This window comes from Serratia sp. CY33802, from assembly GCF_052169095.1.
Classification (GTDB): domain Bacteria; phylum Pseudomonadota; class Gammaproteobacteria; order Enterobacterales; family Enterobacteriaceae; genus Serratia; species Serratia bockelmannii.
The window spans coordinates 178,719-198,582 of record NZ_JBJNLL010000003.1 but is presented as its reverse complement, the minus strand read 5'-3'; the positions used below and the strand labels follow the sequence as shown (position 1 = coordinate 198,582).

Annotated in this window: 17 protein-coding genes; 14 read left to right on the top strand and 3 right to left on the bottom strand. The window is 58.3% G+C overall.

Translation table 11 applies throughout. The features are described 5' to 3' along the window. The first annotated feature begins 353 nt into the window (after positions 1–353). The 3 genes from tal (at position 354) to ACJ8HA_RS14195 (ending at position 3,478) form a co-directional block, all read left to right on the top strand. Positions 354–1,307: a transaldolase gene (gene tal / locus ACJ8HA_RS14205; protein WP_004932982.1), complete on the top strand. Its 954-nt coding sequence runs from the start codon at positions 354–356 to the stop codon at positions 1,305–1,307. Positions 1,308–1,458: 151 nt separating this feature from the next. Next, positions 1,459–2,046, top strand: coding sequence for a molybdopterin adenylyltransferase (gene mog, locus ACJ8HA_RS14200; protein WP_015376607.1), 588 nt, complete (start codon positions 1,459–1,461; stop codon positions 2,044–2,046). A 124-nt stretch (positions 2,047–2,170) separates the two neighbouring features. Beyond that, entirely contained in the window at positions 2,171–3,478 is a 1,308-nt protein-coding gene (locus ACJ8HA_RS14195) for an MFS transporter (RefSeq protein ID WP_049205425.1), read from the top strand. A gap of 44 nt (positions 3,479–3,522) precedes the next feature. Here the strand turns inward: ACJ8HA_RS14195 and satP are convergent, their stop codons facing one another. Continuing rightward, positions 3,523–4,122 (bottom strand): acetate uptake transporter, encoded by a 600-nt coding sequence (satP, locus tag ACJ8HA_RS14190; protein WP_025301520.1) that lies wholly within the window; start codon positions 4,120–4,122, stop codon positions 3,523–3,525. A gap of 324 nt (positions 4,123–4,446) precedes the next feature. Here satP and dnaK point away from each other — a divergent pair, with 324 nt between their 5' ends. From dnaK to nhaR, 4 genes are all read left to right on the top strand, one after another. Beyond that, positions 4,447–6,360, top strand: a complete 1,914-nt coding sequence (dnaK, locus tag ACJ8HA_RS14185) for a molecular chaperone DnaK (RefSeq protein WP_004932972.1) — start codon at positions 4,447–4,449, stop codon at positions 6,358–6,360. Between the two features lie 106 nt (positions 6,361–6,466). Beyond that, complete coding sequence (dnaJ, locus tag ACJ8HA_RS14180) at positions 6,467–7,591, top strand: molecular chaperone DnaJ (RefSeq protein ID WP_004932969.1); 1,125 nt, start codon at positions 6,467–6,469, stop codon at positions 7,589–7,591. 235 nt (positions 7,592–7,826) lie between these two features. Beyond that, positions 7,827–8,993, top strand: coding sequence for a Na+/H+ antiporter NhaA (nhaA, locus tag ACJ8HA_RS14175; RefSeq protein WP_025301521.1), 1,167 nt, complete (start codon positions 7,827–7,829; stop codon positions 8,991–8,993). Positions 8,994–9,185: 192 nt separating this feature from the next. Next, the gene (gene nhaR / locus ACJ8HA_RS14170; RefSeq protein WP_004932962.1) at positions 9,186–10,085 is read left to right on the top strand and encodes a transcriptional activator NhaR; all 900 of its coding nucleotides are present in this window, start codon (positions 9,186–9,188) and stop codon (positions 10,083–10,085) included. A gap of 71 nt (positions 10,086–10,156) precedes the next feature. Here nhaR and rpsT read toward each other — a convergent pair whose 3' ends face one another. Further along, a complete protein-coding gene (gene rpsT / locus ACJ8HA_RS14165; protein WP_004932960.1) occupies positions 10,157–10,420 on the bottom strand; it encodes a 30S ribosomal protein S20 in 264 nt (87 codons plus the stop codon). A 390-nt stretch (positions 10,421–10,810) separates the two neighbouring features. Here rpsT and ribF point away from each other — a divergent pair, with 390 nt between their 5' ends. From ribF to ispH, 5 genes are read left to right on the top strand one after another with little or no spacing between them, the layout of a single operon-like run. Further along, positions 10,811–11,749 (top strand): bifunctional riboflavin kinase/FAD synthetase, encoded by a 939-nt coding sequence (ribF, locus tag ACJ8HA_RS14160; RefSeq protein ID WP_025301522.1) that lies wholly within the window; start codon positions 10,811–10,813, stop codon positions 11,747–11,749. Positions 11,750–11,781: 32 nt separating this feature from the next. Continuing rightward, the gene (gene ileS, locus ACJ8HA_RS14155) at positions 11,782–14,598 is read left to right on the top strand and encodes an isoleucine--tRNA ligase (RefSeq protein WP_442515379.1); all 2,817 of its coding nucleotides are present in this window, start codon (positions 11,782–11,784) and stop codon (positions 14,596–14,598) included. A gap of 13 nt (positions 14,599–14,611) precedes the next feature. Further along, positions 14,612–15,121, top strand: coding sequence for a signal peptidase II (gene lspA / locus ACJ8HA_RS14150; RefSeq protein WP_025301524.1), 510 nt, complete (start codon positions 14,612–14,614; stop codon positions 15,119–15,121). Position 15,122: 1 nt separating this feature from the next. Further along, positions 15,123–15,593, top strand: coding sequence for an FKBP-type peptidyl-prolyl cis-trans isomerase (gene fkpB / locus ACJ8HA_RS14145; protein ID WP_038628869.1), 471 nt, complete (start codon positions 15,123–15,125; stop codon positions 15,591–15,593). Continuing rightward, positions 15,574–16,527 carry a 4-hydroxy-3-methylbut-2-enyl diphosphate reductase gene (gene ispH, locus ACJ8HA_RS14140; protein WP_025301526.1) on the top strand — a complete coding sequence of 318 codons (954 nt, stop codon included), beginning with the start codon at positions 15,574–15,576 and terminating at the stop codon, positions 16,525–16,527. Before fkpB ends, ispH begins: the two co-directional genes overlap by 20 nt. Before the next feature lie 272 nt (positions 16,528–16,799). Here ispH and ACJ8HA_RS14135 read toward each other — a convergent pair whose 3' ends face one another. Beyond that, entirely contained in the window at positions 16,800–17,705 is a 906-nt protein-coding gene (locus ACJ8HA_RS14135; protein WP_225735560.1) for a LysR family transcriptional regulator, read from the bottom strand. 212 nt (positions 17,706–17,917) lie between these two features. Between ACJ8HA_RS14135 and pvcA the strand changes: the two genes are divergently transcribed. Together pvcA and ACJ8HA_RS14125 are read left to right on the top strand one after the other, a co-directional pair. Then, on the top strand, positions 17,918–18,883 hold the full coding sequence (pvcA, locus tag ACJ8HA_RS14130; protein ID WP_025301528.1) for an L-tyrosine isonitrile synthase: 966 nt from the start codon (positions 17,918–17,920) through the stop codon (positions 18,881–18,883). A gap of 95 nt (positions 18,884–18,978) precedes the next feature. Then, the gene (locus ACJ8HA_RS14125; RefSeq protein WP_049207249.1) at positions 18,979–19,842 is read left to right on the top strand and encodes a TauD/TfdA dioxygenase family protein; all 864 of its coding nucleotides are present in this window, start codon (positions 18,979–18,981) and stop codon (positions 19,840–19,842) included. Positions 19,843–19,864: the final 22 nt, after the last annotated feature.

Here is a 19,864-nt window from a genome sequence, read left to right as displayed (position 1 = left end):
GCACCTGGCAGCATCCACCGCAGGTGAAAAACATTGGCCTATTTTTTACAAGAGCTTAGCTGGAATCGGTCCGGCGTCAGTCGATTAAGATTTTTCGCAGATTAGCGGACGAATTGCATCAATTTTTTCGAATTTAACATAATTTATTCGGGCGATAGCACGTTATTGCCTTTCCATCCGCTCGGTTATGGCGAAAGATATCGGCGTAAACGGTTGCTCGCCCAAGGATAAAACAGATGCTTGCGCGCCGCGGTTTTCCAGCCTTGCGCCGGGCTTGGCGCATGTTATTATCAGGGCAGGGCATGGTTGAACAATGCCAAAAGTTCATGCACAAACGATGAGATAATGCCAACATGACCGACAAATTAACTTCCCTGCGCCAGCTGACTACAGTGGTTGCAGATACGGGTGATATCGCGGCAATGAAGCTGTATCAACCGCAGGACGCCACAACCAACCCTTCGCTGATCCTCAATGCAGCCCAAATTCCTGAATACCGCAAACTGATTGACGAAGCCATCGCCTGGGCGCGCGGCCAGAGCAGCGATCGCGAGCAGCAGATCGCCGACGCCGCCGACAAGCTGGCAGTCAACATCGGTCTGGAGATCCTCAAACTGGTTCCGGGCCGCATCTCCACCGAGGTTGACGCGCGTCTGTCTTACGACACCGTTGCCAGCGTGGCCAAGGCCAAGCGCCTGATCAAGCTGTACAACGAAGCCGGCATCAGCAACGATCGCATTCTGATCAAACTGGCCTCGACCTGGCAGGGCATCCGCGCGGCGGAGCAGCTGGAGAAAGAAGGCATCAACTGTAACCTGACGCTGCTGTTCTCCTTCGCTCAGGCTCGCGCCTGTGCCGAAGCCGGCGTTTACCTGATCTCGCCGTTCGTTGGCCGTATCCTCGACTGGTACAAAGCCAACGGCGACAAGAAAGAGTTCGCCCCGCACGAAGATCCGGGCGTGATCTCCGTGACCGAAATTTACCAGTACTACAAACAGCACGGTTACAACACCGTGGTGATGGGCGCCAGCTTCCGTAACGTCGGCGAAATCATCGAACTGGCCGGCTGCGACCGCCTGACCATCGCGCCTGCGCTGCTGAAAGAGCTGGCGGAGAGCGAAGGCGCGCTGGAGCGCAAACTGTCTTACACCGGTGAAGTGAAGGCGCGTCCTGCCGCACTGACCGAACCTGAGTTCTACTGGCAGCACAACCAGGATCCGATGGCGGTTGAGAAACTGACCGACGGCATCCGCAAGTTCGCCGTAGACCAGGGTAAACTGGAAAAAATGATCGCCGACCTGCTGTAATTCCTGCAGATCGCGCAGTAAAAAGGTGGCTCAGGCCACCTTTTTTTATGCCCGACGCTCCCGCCGGCGGGGGAAGCCCTTATACTCTCGGCAATGACAACAGAACGGGAGACGAACCCGTTCGGACCCCATCAGGCTGTAGAGGTTACGCATGGATATTTTACGTATTGGTTTGGTTTCCGTTTCTGACCGCGCTTCCGGCGGCGTTTACCAGGATAAAGGCATTCCGGCGCTGGAGGAGTGGCTGGCCGGCGCGCTGGCGACGCCGTTCAAGCTGGAAACCCGGCTGATCCCCGATGAGCAGACGCAAATTGAACAAACGCTGTGTGAGTTGGTGGACGAAATGGGCTGCCATCTGGTGCTGACCACCGGCGGCACCGGGCCGGCGCGTCGCGACGTCACCCCCGACGCCACGCTGGCGATCGCCGATCGCGTGATGCCCGGCTTCGGCGAGCAAATGCGTCAGATCAGCCTACACTATGTGCCAACGGCAATTCTTTCTCGCCAGGTGGGAGCGATCCGCAAGCAGGCGCTGATCATCAACTTGCCCGGCCAACCGAAGTCGATCAAAGAAACGCTGGAAGGGGTAAAGGATGAGCAGGGCAATGCGGTGGTGCACGGCATCTTCGCCAGCGTGCCTTATTGCATTCAACTGCTCGACGGGCCTTACGTCGAAACGCACGCCGCGGTGGTAGCAGCATTTCGGCCAAAGAGCGCGCGTCGCGAGATAAACCTCTAAATTTCAGCGTTCTGCGAGATCGGCTTCAGCCCGTCTGGTGTGAAAATAATTTGCCGTTATAGTAAGGATTCTTTTACAGAAAGCCTGCGGCTTTTATTTTTACAGCCTTTACCGACGGTGCCCTATGCCTCACGACAATAATCGCCGGCTGAACCGGCAAGACTACAAAACGCTGACGTTGGCCGCGTTGGGCGGCGCGCTGGAGTTTTACGACTTCATCATCTTCGTGTTCTTCGCCGCCGTGGTCGGCGATCTGTTCTTCCCGGCGGACATGCCGGAGTGGCTGCGGCTGGTGCAAACCTTCGGCATCTTCGCCGCCGGCTATCTTGCCCGCCCGCTGGGCGGCATCGTGATGGCGCACTTCGGCGATCTGGTCGGCCGCAAAAAGATGTTTACCCTGAGCATTCTGCTGATGGCGTTGCCGACGTTGGCGATGGGTCTGCTGCCGACCTACGCCAGCATCGGCATCGCCGCGCCGCTGCTGCTGCTGTTGATGCGCGTGCTGCAAGGCGCGGCGATCGGCGGCGAGGTGCCGGGCGCCTGGGTCTTCGTCGCCGAACACGTGCCGCGCCGGCGCATCGGTTTCGCCTGCGGTACGCTGACCGCCGGGTTGACGGTAGGCATCTTGCTGGGTTCGGTGGTGGCGACGGTGATCAACACCACGCTTAGCCCGCAGAGCATCGCCGGTGGCGGCTGGCGTATTCCTTTCCTGTTGGGTGGCATGTTCGGCTTGGTGGCGATGTACCTGCGCCGCTGGCTGCAGGAAACGCCAATCTTTATCGAGATGCAGGCGCGTAAAGCGCTGGCCGAAGAGCTGCCGCTGAAATCGGTGGTGCTCAATCACAAACGGGAAGTGGTGGTGTCGATGCTGCTGACCTGGTTGCTCTCTGCGGGTATCGTGGTGGTGATCCTGATGACCCCAACCTATCTGCAAAAACAGTTCGCCATTGCGCCGGCTTTGACGCTGCAGGCCAACAGTATCGCCACCATCATGCTGATCGCCGGCTGCATTGTCGCCGGTTTGTCGGCCGATCGCTTCGGCGCCAGCAAAACGCTGGTGGTCGGCAGTGTGCTGCTGGCTGGCTGCAGCTGGCTGTTCTATCAAACGGTGGGTGTGCGCCCGGAAATGTTGTTCGCCTGCTATGCGCTGGTGGGCTTCAGCGTAGGCGTGGTGGGGGCCGTGCCGTATGTGATGGTGCGGGCCTTCCCGGCGGAAGTGCGGTTTACCGGCATCTCGTTCTCATATAACGTCTCGTACGCTATTTTTGGCGGTTTAACCCCTATTTTTGTGACGCTGATCATGAAATTGACCCCGTTAGCGCCCGCTTACTATGTGCTGGCGCTGTCGCTCATCGGGCTGCTGCTCGGCGTCTACCTGCATCGCGACCTGAACAGCGAAGCCGGCGAGCGGCGAGCCGATTCCTACAGCTAAAAAAAAGCCCTGCACTGCAGGGCTTTTTCGTCAGGGAAGGGCGATTACGCCGTGACCGGCGAGGCCGCGACGCGGGCCGGAGCCGGCTCGCCAATTGGCAGCACGGTGCGGCCGTATTGCTCGTTGAGCACTTCGGCCATCGCCAGGTAAATGGCGCTGGCACCGCAGATGATGCCCTCATAACCGGCGAAGGTCAGCAGTGCGTGGTTGCCGGTGATATTGCCGACGGCCAGCAAGGCGAACAGCAGCGTGAGGCTGGCGAACACGAACTGCAGCACGCGGTTGGCGGCCAGGGTGCCGAAGAACATGAACAGGGTGAAGACGCCCCACAGCGCCAGGTAGATGCCCAGCACGTGCGCCTCGGTGGCTTCAGCCAGGCCCAGACGCGGCAGCAGCAGCAGGCCGACCAGGCTCAGCCAGAAGCTGCCGTAGGCGGTGAACGCCGTCATGCCGAAGGTGTTGCCCTTCTTGTACTCCAGCAGACCGGCCAGGATCTGGGCCAGGCCACCGAAGAAAATCCCCATGCTGATGATGGCGGAGTTCAGTGGGAAAAAGCCCGCGTTGTGCAGGTTCAGCAAGACGGTGGTCATCCCGAAGCCCATCAGGCCGAGAGGGCCGGGATTCGCCAACTTGTTGGTGTGCATAAGTCCTCTGCGATAACAGAAAATTAACGGAAACAGCGAAGTAAAATCATAAATGGTCTGAATGGCCAAAAAATCGAAGTTTTCCACCAGAGCGCGCGCATCATAATGATCCCCGCAGCCGGAAACAATGATCTGAATGACGATAAAAAAAGAAATTTTTTTCGCCTTGCCCCTTGATGCCGGACGGGATGGCCCCATCTTATTTGCAACCGCAGCTGCTAACCGCGGGTCGCACTGAGATATCGGGCAGTTGAAAAGCAAAAAATCGCCCGCATATAGGTTAGCAACCTGACTGATTATGAATTTTTTAGTGGAGACGTTTAGATGGGCAAAATTATTGGTATCGACCTGGGTACTACCAACTCTTGCGTAGCAATTATGGATGGTGCCAAGGCACGCGTGCTGGAAAACGCCGAGGGCGACCGCACCACTCCTTCTATTATCGCATATACCCAGGACGGTGAAACTCTGGTTGGCCAGCCGGCTAAGCGTCAGGCAGTGACCAACCCTGAAAACACCCTGTTCGCCATCAAGCGCCTGATCGGTCGCCGCTTCCAGGATGAAGAAGCGCAGCGCGACAAAGCGATCATGCCGTACAAAATCGTCGAAGCCGACAACGGCGACGCCTGGCTGGAAGTGAAAGGCCAGAAAATGGCTCCGCCGCAGATCTCTGCGGAAGTGCTGAAAAAAATGAAGAAAACGGCGGAAGATTACCTGGGCGAACCGGTAACTGAAGCGGTTATCACCGTACCGGCTTACTTCAACGACGCCCAGCGTCAGGCGACCAAAGACGCCGGCCGCATCGCGGGTCTGGAAGTCAAACGCATCATCAACGAACCGACCGCTGCGGCCCTGGCCTACGGCCTGGACAAAGAAGTCGGCAACCGCACCATCGCGGTTTATGACCTGGGCGGCGGTACTTTCGATATCTCTATCATCGAAATCGACGACGTTGACGGCGAAAAAACCTTTGAAGTGCTGGCGACCAACGGTGACACCCACCTGGGTGGCGAAGACTTCGACAGCCGTCTGATCAACTACCTGGTGGAAGAGTTCAAGAAAGATCAGGGTATCGATCTGCGCAACGATCCGCTGGCGATGCAGCGCCTGAAAGAAGCCGCTGAGAAAGCGAAGATTGAACTGTCTTCCGCTCAGCAGACCGACGTTAACCTGCCGTACATCACTGCAGACGCGACCGGTCCAAAACACATGAACATCAAAGTGACTCGCGCCAAACTCGAGTCTCTGGTTGAAGATCTGGTTGCGCGTTCTATCGAACCGCTGAAAGTGGCGCTGAAAGACGCAGGCCTGTCGGTTTCCGACATCCAGGACGTGATCCTGGTGGGCGGCCAGACCCGTATGCCAATGGTGCAGAAGAAAGTCGCAGACTTCTTCGGCAAAGAACCGCGTAAAGACGTGAACCCGGACGAAGCGGTTGCCGTAGGCGCTGCGGTACAGGGCGGCGTGTTGGCCGGTGATGTGAAGGACGTTCTGCTGCTGGACGTGACCCCGCTGTCGCTGGGTATCGAAACCATGGGCAGCGTGATGACGCCGCTGATCACCAAAAACACCACGATCCCGACCAAGCACAGCCAGGTGTTCTCTACTGCGGAAGACAACCAGTCTGCAGTAACCATCCACGTGCTGCAGGGTGAGCGTAAGCGCGCCAGCGATAACAAATCTCTGGGCCAGTTCAACCTGGACGGCATCCAGGCGGCACCGCGCGGCATGGCGCAGATCGAAGTGACCTTCGATATCGATGCCGACGGCATCCTGCACGTGTCTGCCAAAGACAAGAACACCGGTCGTGAGCAGAAGATCACCATCAAGGCATCTTCTGGCCTGAACGAAGACGAAATCCAGAAAATGGTGCGCGATGCCGAGCTGAACGCTGAAGCTGACCGCAAGTTCGAAGAGCTGGTACAGACGCGTAACCAGGCGGATCACCTGATCCACGGTACTCGCAAGCAGCTGGAAGAAGCGGGTGACAAACTGCCGGCGGAAGATAAAACGGCGATCGAAGCGGCGCTGAAAGATCTGGAAGCGGCGGTGAAAGGCGAAGATAAAGCCGAGATCGAAGCGAAGACTCAGGCGCTGGTGCAGGTTTCCGGCAAGCTGCTGGAAATGGCTCAGGCGCAGCAGGCTCAGCAGGGTGCTGACGCCGGCGCGGACAACGCGGCGCAGAAAGACGACGACGTGGTTGACGCTGAGTTCGAAGAAGTTAAAGACAAAAAATAATCGCCCTTAAGCGGGCACGGGGCGGCCGAGATGCCGCTACCGGAAACCAGCACGGGCGTCGAGGCAACTCTGCGCCCGTGCACGCATGTTAAGGGTAAGCGAAAGAATGGCGAAGAAAGACTATTACGAGATTCTCGGCGTCAGCAAGACGGCGGATGAACGTGAGATCAAAAAGGCGTATAAACGCCTGGCGATGAAATACCATCCTGACCGCAACCAGGAACAAGACGCCGAAACCAAGTTTAAAGAAGTTAAAGAAGCTTACGAAGTCCTGACCGACGACCAGAAACGCGCGGCCTACGACCAGTATGGCCACGCGGCCTTTGAACAGGGCGGCATGGGCGGCGGCGGCTTTGGCGGCGGTGCCGACTTCAGCGATATCTTTGGCGACGTGTTTGGCGATATCTTCGGCGGAGGCCGCCGTCAGCGCGCCAGCCGCGGTTCTGATCTGCGCTATAATATGGAGCTGACCCTCGAGGAAGCGGTACGTGGCGTCACCAAAGAGATCCGCATCCCGACGCTGGAAGAGTGCGACGTCTGCCACGGCAGCGGCGCCAAGCCGGGCAGTTCACCGGTCACCTGCCCAACCTGTCACGGTCAAGGCCAGGTGCAAATGCGTCAGGGCTTCTTCACCGTGCAGCAGGCGTGTCCACACTGCCATGGCCGCGGCCAGATCATCAAAGATCCGTGCAACAAGTGCCACGGCCACGGCCGGGTTGAGAAATCCAAAACGCTGTCGGTGAAAATTCCGGCCGGCGTCGATACTGGCGACCGCATCCGCCTGGCGGGTGAAGGCGAAGCCGGCGAGCACGGCGCACCGGCGGGCGATCTGTACGTTCAGGTGCAGGTGAAGGCGCACCCGATCTTCGAGCGTGAAGGCAACAACCTGTACTGTGAAGTGCCGATCAACTTCGCCATGGCGGCGCTGGGCGGCGAGATTGAAGTGCCGACGCTGGATGGCCGGGTGAAACTGAAGGTGCCTTCGGAGACCCAAACCGGCAAGCTGTTCCGCATGCGCGGCAAGGGTGTGAAATCGGTGCGTGGGGGCAGCCAGGGCGACCTGCTGTGCCGCGTAGTGGTGGAAACACCGGTCAATCTGAACGACAAGCAGAAGCAACTGTTGCGTGAGCTGGAAGAGAGCCTGGGCGGCCCATCCGGCGACAAGAACAGCCCGCGCTCGAAGAGCTTCTTCGATGGGGTGAAAAAGTTCTTTGACGATCTGACTCGCTAACCTTCTGTTTCTGTTGGTTTATGTTAGAACCCCGGGCATTTGCCCGGGGTTTTTATTTGCGTGCTATAACGCTCATTCCCTAAGAATAATGTGATTTACTCGTGCTTTTGATCGGTTTTTTCGAGTTATTTAGCATTTATAAACTTATTTTTTCGAACTAAAACGCCCTCTATACTCACTTCATGACTGTGGTTCGCAGGGCACTACGTCCTGCACAGATTTGGAGAGACGTACTGTGACCAACATCATTCGTCAATTTTTACGTCAGGAAGCCGCGGGCGGCATCATTCTGATCGCGGCGGCGATCGTCGCACTGATCATGGCCAACAGCCCGGCGCAGGGGATCTATCAGGCATTTCTTAACCTGCCGGTGATGGTGAAAATTGCTTCGCTGGAGATCGCCAAGCCGCTGCTGCTGTGGATCAACGACGGCCTGATGGCCATCTTCTTCCTGGTGGTGGGGCTCGAGGTCAAGCGCGAGCTGATGCAAGGCTCGCTGTCCGGGCGTGACAAGGCGGTATTTCCGGCGATCGCCGCACTGGGCGGCATGCTGGCGCCGGCGCTGATTTACCTGCTTTTCAACGGCGCGGATGAAGTCACTCGCCAGGGTTGGGCAATCCCGGCGGCGACCGATATCGCCTTCGCGCTGGGCGTAATGGCGCTGCTGGGCAACCGCGTGCCGACTAGCCTGAAAGTATTCCTGCTGGCGTTGGCGATCATCGATGACCTGGGCGTGATTATCATCATCGCGCTGTTCTACACCCACGAAGTGTCGATGGTGGCGCTGGGCGTGGCAGCGGCGGCGACGGTGCTGCTGGCGGTGATGAACTGGCGTGGCGTGGGAAAAACCTCGCTGTATATGATGGTTGGCCTGGTGTTGTGGGTGGCGATCCTCAAGTCCGGGGTGCACGCGACGTTGGCCGGGGTGATCGTCGGCTTTATGATCCCGCTGAACGTCAAGAAGGGGCCATCGCCATCGGAAACGCTGGAGCATGAGCTGCACCCGTGGGTCGCGTTTATGATCCTGCCGCTGTTCGCTTTCGCTAACGCCGGGGTCTCTTTGCAGGGCGTATCGCTGGAAGGATTGACGTCGCTGCTGCCGGTCGGGATTGCGGCTGGCTTGTTTATCGGTAAGCCGCTGGGGATTTTCCTCTTCAGCCTGCTGGCGGTAAAAATGGGCATCGCCCGTTTGCCTGAAGGCATCGGCTTCAAACAGGTATTTGCCGTTTCGGTGCTTTGCGGTATTGGTTTCACCATGTCGATTTTTATCGCCTCGCTGGCGTTCGGCGAGGCGGATATGGCGCTCAGCACCTATTCCCGTCTGGGGATCCTGTTGGGCTCGACGGCTGCGGCGGTGGTAGGGTATGGATTGCTGCGTCTGGCGTTGCCGCGCGTACGTTAATCCTGAATGTGCCCGGTAAGGGCACATAATAAAATGGCTGGTCGGAGCTGTACGGTATAAAATATGTGCAGCTTCGGCCGTTCTTCGTTGGGACTAATGGGGCTATACGTTGTCTGAAGCAGGGAAAGGAAGTTTGTCGCTCGTCACGGCACACCGTTTGCCGCTGCGAAACGTTGTTAAGGAGAGCCGCTCGTGAGGATGTCGCATATCAACTTTAATCACCTTTACTATTTCTGGCAGGTCTGCAAGGCCGGTTCCGTGGTCGGCGCCGCTGAAGCGTTGTTTCTGACGCCGCAGACCATCACCGGCCAGATCAAGGCGCTGGAAGAGCGGTTGGACGGCAAGCTGTTCAAACGCCAGGGGCGCGGGTTGGTGCCTTCGGAGCTGGGGCAGTTGGTGTTCCGCTATGCTGACAAGATGTTTATGCTCAGCCAGGAAATGCTGGATATCGTCAACTATCGCAAAGAGTCGAATCTGCTGTTCGACGTCGGCGTGGCGGACGCGCTGTCGAAGCGCCTGGTCAGCCAGGTGTTGGAAACGGCGGTGGTGGTGGACAACGAACAGATCCACCTGCGTTGTTTTGAATCGACGCACGAGATGCTGCTGGAGCAGCTCAGCCAGCACAAGCTGGATATGATCCTGTCGGATTGCCCGGTGGACTCCAGCCAGCAGGAAGGGCTGTTCTCGCTGAAGCTGGGCGAGTGCGGCATCAGCTTCTTCTGTCGCCAGCCGGCGCCGGAGTTGCCGTTCCCGGCCTGCCTGGAGCAGCGTAAGTTGCTGATCCCCGGCCGCCGTTCGATGCTGGGGCGCAAACTGCTCAACTGGTTCAATACGCAGGGCATCCAGGTGGAGATTCTGGGCGAGTTCGACGATGCGGCGCTGATGAAGGCTTTCGGCATGTACCACAACGCGATCTTCGTGGCGCCGACGCTGTATGCGCAGGATACCTACAACGATGATAACGTGGTGGAGATTGGACGTATAGACAGCGTGCAGGAGGAGTATTACATCATCTTCGCCGAGCGCATGATCCAGCATCCGGCGGTGCAGCGCGTGTGCAACAAAGACTTCTCGGCGCTGTTTTCCTGCTAGCGGTTCACTGAACGCAGGACGTAAAAAAACCGGCCTGAGCCGGTTTTTTTATCAAGCAGATAACGAAATGCTTATTGCATTGCGTTGATGCGTGCAGTCAGGTTTGACTTATGACGCGCTGCTTTGTTTTTGTGGATCAGGCCTTTAGCTGCCTGACGGTCCACCAGTGGCTGCATTACCAGGAATGCATTTTGTGCTGCTTCTTTGTCGCCAGCTGCGATAGCTGCGTCTACCTTCTTGATGAAGGTACGCACCATTGAGCGACGGCTTGCGTTATGCTTGCGGCGTTTCTCAGACTGTACGGCGCGTTTCTTAGCTGATTTGATATTAGCCAAGGTCCAACTCCCAAATATATTCTATTGAGGACAATTCAAAGGCCGAGGAATATGCCCTTTTAGCCTTCGTTTGTCAATGGATTTGTGCAAATAAGCGCCGTTTGTACAGGCGGCACTCGCTACGTTGTGATGGCGCAGGATTTTACCAGCTTCGCTCTTGGGAATACAGTGTTTCGCGAGAAAATTCGCCAATGATTTGCCGCGGCGGGCGCAAGCCGTTGGCCGCGGTCGAGAATCGGCCCGGCGGCGCGGGATAAACTGCGGTGAAGCCGTTTCACGCGCAGATTATCTCCGGTATGGTATGTCTATTACATAAAGGCACCAATCGCGGGTTAACCTTACCGGCTGTACAAGGTATAATCCGCCGATTTCCACTGTTTTGAGCCAGCTATGGAGCTAATTCGCGGCATTCACAATATCCGGGCGCGCCACCATGGTTGCGTGCTCACCATCGGCAACTTTGACGGCGTACACCGCGGTCATCAGGCGCTGCTGGAGCAGTTGAAGCAACAAGGGCAACGCCTCGGGCTGCCGGTGATGGTCATGATCTTTGAGCCGCAGCCGCTGGAGATGTTCGCCGCAGACAAGGCGCCGGCCCGTTTGACGCGCCTGCGCGACAAGGCCAACTATCTGGCGCAGGCGGGCGTCGATTACCTGCTGTGCGTCAAGTTCGATCCGCGTTTCGCCGCCAACACCGCGCAGGCGTTCGTCGCCGAGCTGCTGGTGGAAAAACTGGGCGTCAAATTCCTGATGGTGGGGGATGATTTTCGCTTTGGCGCCGGGCGTCAGGGCGATTTTCCGCTATTGCAGCAGGCCGGAAAAGAGTACGGCTTCGACGTGGTCAGTACCCCGACCTTCCGCGAAGGCGAGCGGCGCATCAGCAGCACCGCGATCCGCACCGCGCTGAGCGAGGACGATCTGCCGCTGGCAGAGACCCTGCTGGGCCACCCGTACAGCATCTCCGGGCGCGTGGTGCACGGCGATGAGCTGGGCCGCACCATCGGCTTCCCGACCGCCAACCTGCCGCTCAAGCGCCTGGTGGCGCCGGTGAAAGGGGTGTATGCGGTGGAGGTGTACGGCCTGGGGCCGCAGCCGCTGCCGGGCGTGGCCAACATCGGCACGCGTCCGACCGTCGCCGGCGTGCGCCAGCAGCTGGAAGTGCATCTGCTGGATGTCACAATGGATCTTTACGGGCGCCATATTGAGGTGGTGCTCCGCGCAAAATTGCGCAATGAACAACGGTTTGCTTCGCTCGATGCCCTGAAGCAGCAAATCGCCAATGATGTGGTGACGGCCCGGAAGTTCTTCGGGCTACAGACACCGGTTTAATCTCTATAGCCGAAAACGGAACCGAGAATCTAATGAGTGACTACAAGAATACCCTGAACTTGCCGGAAACAGGGTTCCCGATGCGCGGCGATCTCGCCAAGCGCGAACCTGGCATGCTGCAACGTTGGTATGAACAGGATCTGTACGGGATTATTCGTACTGCCAAAAAGGGCAAAAAAACCTTCATTTTGCATGACGGCCCTCCGTATGCGAACGGCAGCATTCACATTGGTCACTCGGTTAACAAGATTCTCAAAGACATTATCATCAAGTCGAAAGGGATGGCCGGCTTCGACTCGCCTTATGTGCCGGGTTGGGATTGCCACGGCCTGCCGATCGAACTGAAGGTGGAACAGCTGTACGGCAAACCGGGCGAGAAGCTGACGGCGGCCGAGTTCCGCCAGAAGTGCCGCGAGTACGCGGCCGAGCAGGTTGAAGGTCAGAAGAAGGACTTCATCCGCCTGGGCGTGCTGGGCGACTGGGCTCGTCCCTACCTGACCATGGATTTCAAAACCGAAGCCAACATTATCCGCGCGCTGGGCAAGATCATCAGCAACGGCCACCTGCTGAAAGGCGCCAAGCCGGTTCACTGGTGCACCGACTGCGGCTCATCGCTGGCGGAAGCGGAAGTGGAGTACTACGACAAGACTTCGCCGTCGATCGACGTGACCTTCCATGCGGCCGACGCGGCTGCCGTGGCGGCCAAGTTTGGCGTGAGCCACTTCAACGGCGCCATCTCGCTGGTTATCTGGACCACCACCCCGTGGACCCTGCCAGCCAACCGCGCGATCTCGCTGCATCCGGACTTCACCTATCAACTGGTGCAGGTTGACGGCCAGTGCCTGATCCTGGCGGCCGAACTGGTGGAAAGCGTGATGAAACGCGCCGGCATCACCGAGTGGACGGTGCTGGGCAGCTGCAAAGGCGCCGATCTGGAGCTGCTGCGCTTCAAACACCCGTTCATGGACTTCGACGTGCCGGCGATCCTCGGCGAGCACGTGACGCTGGACGCCGGTACCGGTGCGGTGCACACCGCGCCAGGCCACGGCCCGGACGACTTCGTGATCGGCCAGAAATACGGCCTGGAAGTGGCCAACCCGGTAGGGCCGAACGGCTGCTACCTGACCGGCACCTACCCGCTACTGGACGGCAAGTTTGTTTTCAAGGCTAACGATCTGATCGTCGATCTGCTGCGTGACAAAGGCGCGTTGCTGCACGTCGAGAAGTTCCTGCACAGCTATCCGTGCTGTTGGCGCCACAAGACGCCAATCATCTTCCGCGCCACGCCGCAATGGTTCATCAGCATGGATCAGAAAGGCCTGCGTCAGCAGTCGCTGGAAGAGATCAAGGGCGTGCAGTGGATCCCGGATTGGGGCCAGGCGCGCATCGAAATGATGGTGGCCAACCGCCCGGACTGGTGCATCTCGCGTCAGCGCACCTGGGGCGTACCGATGTCGCTGTTCGTGCACAAAGAGACCGAGCAGCTGCACCCACGCACCGTTGAGCTGATGGAAGAAGTGGCCAAGCGCGTCGAGCAAGACGGCATTCAGGCCTGGTGGGATCTGGACGCGGCCGACATCCTCGGCGCGGAAGCCGCCGACTACGTGAAAGTGCCGGATACGCTGGACGTGTGGTTCGATTCCGGTTCTACCCACGCCTCTGTTGTCGATGTGCGCCCTGAATTCAACGGCCACGGCGCCGACATGTATCTGGAAGGCTCCGACCAACACCGCGGCTGGTTCATGTCATCGCTGATGATCTCCACCGCGATGAAGGGCAAGGCGCCTTACAAGGAAGTGCTGACTCACGGCTTCACCGTCGACGGCCAGGGCCGCAAGATGTCCAAGTCGATCGGCAACACCGTCAGCCCGCAGGACGTGATGAACAAGCTCGGCGGCGACATTCTGCGTCTGTGGGTGGCGTCGACCGATTACACCGGCGAGATCGCGGTATCCGACGAGATCCTCAAGCGTTCCGCCGACTCTTACCGCCGCATCCGCAACACCGCGCGCTTCCTGCTGGCCAACCTGAACGGGTTCGAGCCGAGCACCGACTGCGTGGCGCCTGAAGACATGGTGGTGCTGGATCGCTGGGCGGTCGGCCGCGCGCTGGCGGCGCAGCAGGATATCGAGCAGGCTTATGCCAACTACGATTTCCACGAAGTGGTGCAGCGCCTGATGCAGTTCTGTTCGGTCGAGATGGGCTCCTTCTACTTGGATATCATCAAGGATCGTCAGTACACCGCCAAGAGCGACAGCGTCGCCCGCCGCAGCTGCCAGACCGCGCTGTATCACATCGTGGAAGCGCTGGTGCGCTGGATGGCGCCGATCATGTCGTTCACCGCAGACGAGATCTGGGGCTTCATGCCGGGCAAACGCGCGCAGTACGTGTTCACCGAAGAGTGGTACGACGGCCTGTTCGGGTTGGCGGAAGGCGAGCCGATGAACGACGCTTTCTGGGCTGAGCTGCTGAAAGTGCGCGGCGAAGTGAACAAGGTGCTGGAGCAGGCGCGTGCCGACAAACGCCTCGGCGGTTCGCTGGAAGCGGCGGTGACGCTGTATGCCGACAGCGAGCTAGCGGCTCGCCTGAACAGCCTGCAGGATGAGCTGCGCTTCGTGCTGCTGACCTCTGCGGCAAGCGTTGCGCCATTGGCGGATGCGCCGGCCGACGCGCAGGCTTCCGAGCTGCTGAAAGGGCTGAAGATCGCCTTCAGCACGGCGCCGGGTGAGAAGTGCCCGCGCTGCTGGCATTACACCACCGATATCGGCCTGGTGGCGGAGCATGCAGACATCTGCGGCCGCTGTGTAAGCAACGTCGCCGGTGACGGCGAGAAGCGTAACTTTGCCTGAGAATTCGCGCCTGATGAGTAAACCAATTTGTTCGACCGGCCTGCGTTGGCTGTGGGTTGTGGTGGCGGTGCTGGCGCTGGATTTCGGCAGCAAGCAGTGGATCCTCGCTAACTTTACGCTGGGCCAGTCCCAGCCGTTGATCCCGTCGTTCAACCTGTTTTACGCGCGCAATTACGGCGCTGCGTTCAGCTTCCTGGCCGATCACGGCGGTTGGCAGCGCTGGTTCTTCGCCGGCATCGCCATCGCCATCGTCGCGGTGCTGCTGGTGATGATGTACCGCAGTGCGGCGCAGCAGAAGTTGAACAACATCGCCTACGCCTTCATCATCGGCGGGGCGTTGGGCAACCTGTTCGATCGCCTGTGGCACGGTTTCGTAGTCGATTTCATCGACTTCTACGTCGGTGACTGGCACTACCCGACCTTCAATCTGGCGGACAGCTTTATCTGCGTGGGTGCGGCGATGATCGTGCTGGAAGGTTTCCTGTCGCCGGCGAACAAAGGCGCAAAGAGTAAAGGTGAGTAACATGACGGCTCAGATTATCAGTGACAGCGCGGTGCTGGTTCACTTTACGCTGAAACTGGAAGACGGTTCGACCGCCGAATCTACCCGCAGCAGCGGCAAACCGGCGCTGTTCCGTCTGGGTGACGGTAGCCTGTCGGCGCCGCTGGAGGCGCAGCTGCTCGGCCTGCGCGCGGGCGACAAATGCGCCTTTACCCTGCAGCCGGAAGCGGCGTTCGGCGCGGAGAACCCGGATCTGGTCCAGTTCTTCTCGCGCCGCGACTTCGCGGAAACCGGCGTGCCGGACGTGGGTACCATCATGCTGTTTACCGCCATCGACGGCAGCGAAATGCCGGGCGTGGTGCGCGCGGTGGCGGAGGATTCAATCACCGTCGATTTCAACCATCCGCTGGCGGGCCATCCGGTGACCTTCGACATTGAAGTGCTGGAGATCGATCCGCAGCAGGAGGAGACGCATGCAAATATTGCTGGCTAACCCGCGTGGCTTCTGCGCCGGGGTTGATCGTGCGATCAGCATCGTGGAACGTGCGCTGGAGCTGTATGGCGCGCCGATCTACGTACGGCATGAAGTGGTGCACAACCGCTACGTGGTTGACAGCCTGCGTGAGCGGGGCGCCGTGTTTATCGAAGAGATCGCCGAAGTGCCGGACGGTTCTATCCTGATCTTCTCGGCGCACGGCGTGTCTCAGGCGGTACGCGCCGAAGCCAAGGCGCGCGATCTGACCATGTTGTTCGACGCCACTTGCCCATTGGTGACCAAGGTGCATATGGAAGTGGCGCGCGCCAGCCGCCGCGGCACCGAAGCGATTCTGATTGGCCATGCCGGTCATCCGGAGGTGGAAGGCACCATGGGCCAGTACAGCAACCCGAAGGGCGGCATGTACCTGGTCGAATCGCCGGAAGACGTGTGGAAGCTGCAGGTGAAAGACGAAAGCAATCTGTGCTTCATGACGCAGACCACGCTGTCGGTTGATGATACCTCGGACGTGATTGACGCGCTGCGTCAGCGCTTCCCGAGCATTATCGGTCCGCGTAAGGATGACATTTGCTACGCCACCACCAACCGTCAGGAAGCGGTGCGTAACCTGGCCGGCGATGCGGATGTGGTGCTGGTGGTGGGGTCAAAGAACTCTTCCAACTCTAACCGTCTGGCTGAACTGGCGCAGCGCGTGGGCAAACCGGCTTATCTGATCGATTCGGCGGCGGATATTCAGGAGAGCTGGCTGAGCGAAGCGCGCAATATCGGCGTTACCGCCGGCGCCTCGGCACCGGACGTGCTGGTGCAGGAGGTGATCTCTCGCCTGAAAGCGCTGGGCGGCCTGGACGTGCATGAAATCAGCGGGCGTGAAGAGAACATCGTGTTTGAAGTGCCTAAAGAGCTGCGGGTGGACGTTCGTCAGATTGACTGACATGCGCCGGCGGATGACAGCGGGGAGCTTAGGCTTCCCGTTTTTTTTGGAATCGTGCCGCGTTAAAAATAACATGCCATGCATATTCAAATTTTCTGCTAACTAAAGTCAAATTTATTCTGAGTATTTGAAATAACGTCGATGTAATTAATTATAAAGGCTGGCGAAAAGTCATTAATCAGAATATCATTAGGCTGCAATCTAAATGAGGCCCGGTGTTGGCAAAGTGATTACAATAATTACAATAATGGACGTTGCAGATGTTTCTTATTTTATTCCTGTCGAATATGTTCTACGGCCGTTAATCCCTTCTCCTGCAAATAGAGTTTCATATGTTCCAGCAACCGTCTGACTTTTAATGGCTGGATCTCCCTGCGCGGCATAATGGCATAGCAATTAATTTCCGGTAACCGCCAATCAGGCAATATTTCAATCAGCTCACCGCTGCGCAATTCACGTTCAACGTTGGCGAAGAAATTGCGAATGATCCCCTTGCCGGTCAGCGCCAACTCTTTCATCGCCATACCGCTGTTGGTGAACAAACGCCCCGTCATACGCATGCGGTGTTCGCCGCCGTCGCGATGGATAAGACGGACAAACTGCGGGTTGCCGAGCGGTGTAAAGGTGACCCAGTGGTGATGGCTCAGCGCCTGCGGTGAATCCGGCACGCCGTGGTGTGCCAGGTAGGCCGGTGAGGCGCATAACACTTCACGGCAGCGCGCCAGCCGCGTGGAAACGTAGCTGGAGTCGGCCAGCACGCCGCCACGTATCGCCAGATCGATGCGTTGCGTGATGAGGTCTATCTTCTCATCGTGGATTTCCAGTCGCAGCGTAAGCTGCGGGTGTTCATCGAGGAAGCTTTGCAGCGCCGGCACCAGATAGTGGGTGGCGAATTCAGTGGAGGTGGCGACACGCAGTTCGCCGACCAGCTCGCCACGCAGCGCGGCGATCCGTTGTTGGCCACGTTCGGCTGCGTGGATCATCAGCAGGCAATCTTCATAAAAACACAATCCTGCTTCGGTCAGACTCAATGAACGCGTCGATCGCAACAGTAATTGAATGCCCAGATGTTCCTCCAGCTGGCGAATATGTTGGCTGACGGCGGAGGTCGTCATGCCCAATTCTTTTGCCGCCATGCTGAATGCGCCGCAATCGACCACTTTTGAGAAAATGGCCATGCGTTTTAAAATATTGCTCATAGTTTGTTAAGCACAACTTAACCAAGATTGTGAATTATACGGGCTAATAATATAGCACCATCTCTTCTATATTGCCTGAAGCATATAAACGCCGGGCTGATTATTATTTTGCAGAGATTTTTTCTCTTTTTGATAAATCTTATTGCGCTTATCAATAATACACCCGCGCCACATCGCAACAGGAGCTCATTGTGGACAGCGCTCAGAAAGAAGAAATATCGTTAAAGATCCTACGTGAATTATTGCAATACCGCCGCCGTTTCCCCGGCGACGACACCTCGATCGCCGAAGAAGAACGGCGGGTCACTCAGGTGCAATTGCCGCGTATTCGGGCATTCATCGAAAACGAGCAACGTATCGAATTCGTGCTGCCGGCCTTCCCGACCAAGTCGCCCAACACCAACAAGGTGATCGGTGCGGTGCCGGACATGGCGGAGCGGCTGTCGCTGATCTTCCTCAACTCGCTGTGCCAGCGCATTCAGCTCTATTACCCGCCGGGGGCGCATATCGTTATCTGCTCCGACGGTCACGTGTTCGGCGATCTGATCCGCGTCAGCGACGACGCGATCAACCACTATCAGCGCGAGATTGAAAGCCTGCTGCATGAAGTGGGCGCGACATACCTGAGCGTGTTCAACCTCGGCGATGTCAAAGGCCTGGCGGAGCATACCGATGATTATGATCTGCTGCGCCGATTGTTGGTGGAGGGCTATGCCGAATCGGAAGAGGCGATCAAACAGCAACTGATGCAGGACGAACAGGGCCTCTTGCTGTACCGCGCCATCACGCGCTTCCTGTATGAAGACAGCCAACTGCCGGGCTACAGCGGTTCCAACGCCGCGCTGCAGAAAGACGCCAAACAGCGCGCTTGCGGCGTGATCCAGCGCAGCTGGGCCTGGGGCAATCTGCTGGCGCAGCACTTCCCGGCGGCGATCCGTCTGTCGATTCACCCGCAGCCGGTCGACAGTCTGAAAATGGGTATCCACATGATGCCGACCAAAGACGACTGGCTGACGCCGTGGCACGGCGTGGCAGCCAACGTGAACGGCCAGTTCGTGCTGATGAAACGTAAAGACGCGCAGAGCCTGGACGGCGAGCTGGTAGAGATCCGCGGCACGCCGAGCCATTACCTGATCGAACAACCGCAGATGGCCTGAGGCCGCTGCATGCTTTTGCGCCCGAAATCCTGACGGGCGCGTTTTTGACGGCACGTTGCCGTGTGAGCAGCACATTCGATGCAAGGAGAATACCGATGAACAACCAACCGCTTAATTGCCATATCCAACCGAATACCCCGTTCGGCGCGATCCTGACGCCGCAGCATCCGGGGCAAAAGATCGGCGAGCTACCGGTGGCGGCGCTGCGAGCGCTGGCGCAGGAGCACCACTTGCTGGTGCTGCGCGGATTCGACTCCGGTTTCAGCGATGGGGAGGTTCTGACGCGCTACGCCGAGCAGTGGGGCGAGATCATGATGTGGCCGTTCGGCGCGGTGCTGGACGTGAAGGAACATCCTGACGCCAAGGATCATATTTTCGACAGCAGCTACGTCCCGCTGCATTGGGATGGTATGTATAAGCCGACCATCCCCGAGTTCCAGCTGTTCCACTGCGTGGCGGCGCCGTCGCAGGACGAAGGCGGGTGCACTACCTTCGTCGATACCACGCGGCTGCTGGCCAATGCGGACGAAGCGTTGTTGGATCAGTGGCTGTCGGTGTCGATCACCTACCGCATCAAGCAGGTGGTGCATTACGGCGGAGAAGTCTGTTCGCCGTTGGTGGTGCAGCACCCGAACGGCAGGGGCTTGATCATGCGCTACAATGAACCGCCGACGGAGGGGAAAAAATTCCTCAACCAGCATGCGCTGGAATATCACGGCGTGCCGGAACAACAGCAGGAACAGTTCCATCACACTCTGCAGCAGCACCTGTACGATCCGCGTCACTATTATGCCCATCAGTGGCAACAGGGCGACGTGGTGGTGGCGGACAATTTCTCGCTGCTGCACGGCCGTGAGGGCTTTACCGCCCGTTCCGCGCGTCATTTGCAGCGCGTGCATATTCAGAGCAACCCGGTGTGCGCCAATCTGGCGCTGAAGCCGGCCAACGCAGAAGCGTAAAGGAGCATTATGGCAAGGATAC

Coding starts and splice junctions, on each gene's coding strand:
- tal (WP_004932982.1), top strand. CDS start 354: ATGACCGACAAATTAACTTCCCTGCGCCAGCTGACTACAGTGGTTGCA.
- mog (WP_015376607.1), top strand. CDS start 1,459: ATGGATATTTTACGTATTGGTTTGGTTTCCGTTTCTGACCGCGCTTCC.
- ACJ8HA_RS14195 (WP_049205425.1), top strand. CDS start 2,171: ATGCCTCACGACAATAATCGCCGGCTGAACCGGCAAGACTACAAAACG.
- satP (WP_025301520.1), bottom strand. CDS start 4,122: ATGCACACCAACAAGTTGGCGAATCCCGGCCCTCTCGGCCTGATGGGC.
- dnaK (WP_004932972.1), top strand. CDS start 4,447: ATGGGCAAAATTATTGGTATCGACCTGGGTACTACCAACTCTTGCGTA.
- dnaJ (WP_004932969.1), top strand. CDS start 6,467: ATGGCGAAGAAAGACTATTACGAGATTCTCGGCGTCAGCAAGACGGCG.
- ribF (WP_025301522.1), top strand. CDS start 10,811: ATGGAGCTAATTCGCGGCATTCACAATATCCGGGCGCGCCACCATGGT.
- ileS (WP_442515379.1), top strand. CDS start 11,782: ATGAGTGACTACAAGAATACCCTGAACTTGCCGGAAACAGGGTTCCCG.
- lspA (WP_025301524.1), top strand. CDS start 14,612: ATGAGTAAACCAATTTGTTCGACCGGCCTGCGTTGGCTGTGGGTTGTG.
- fkpB (WP_038628869.1), top strand. CDS start 15,123: ATGACGGCTCAGATTATCAGTGACAGCGCGGTGCTGGTTCACTTTACG.
- ispH (WP_025301526.1), top strand. CDS start 15,574: ATGCAAATATTGCTGGCTAACCCGCGTGGCTTCTGCGCCGGGGTTGAT.
- ACJ8HA_RS14135 (WP_225735560.1), bottom strand. CDS start 17,705: ATGGCCATTTTCTCAAAAGTGGTCGATTGCGGCGCATTCAGCATGGCG.
- ACJ8HA_RS14125 (WP_049207249.1), top strand. CDS start 18,979: ATGAACAACCAACCGCTTAATTGCCATATCCAACCGAATACCCCGTTC.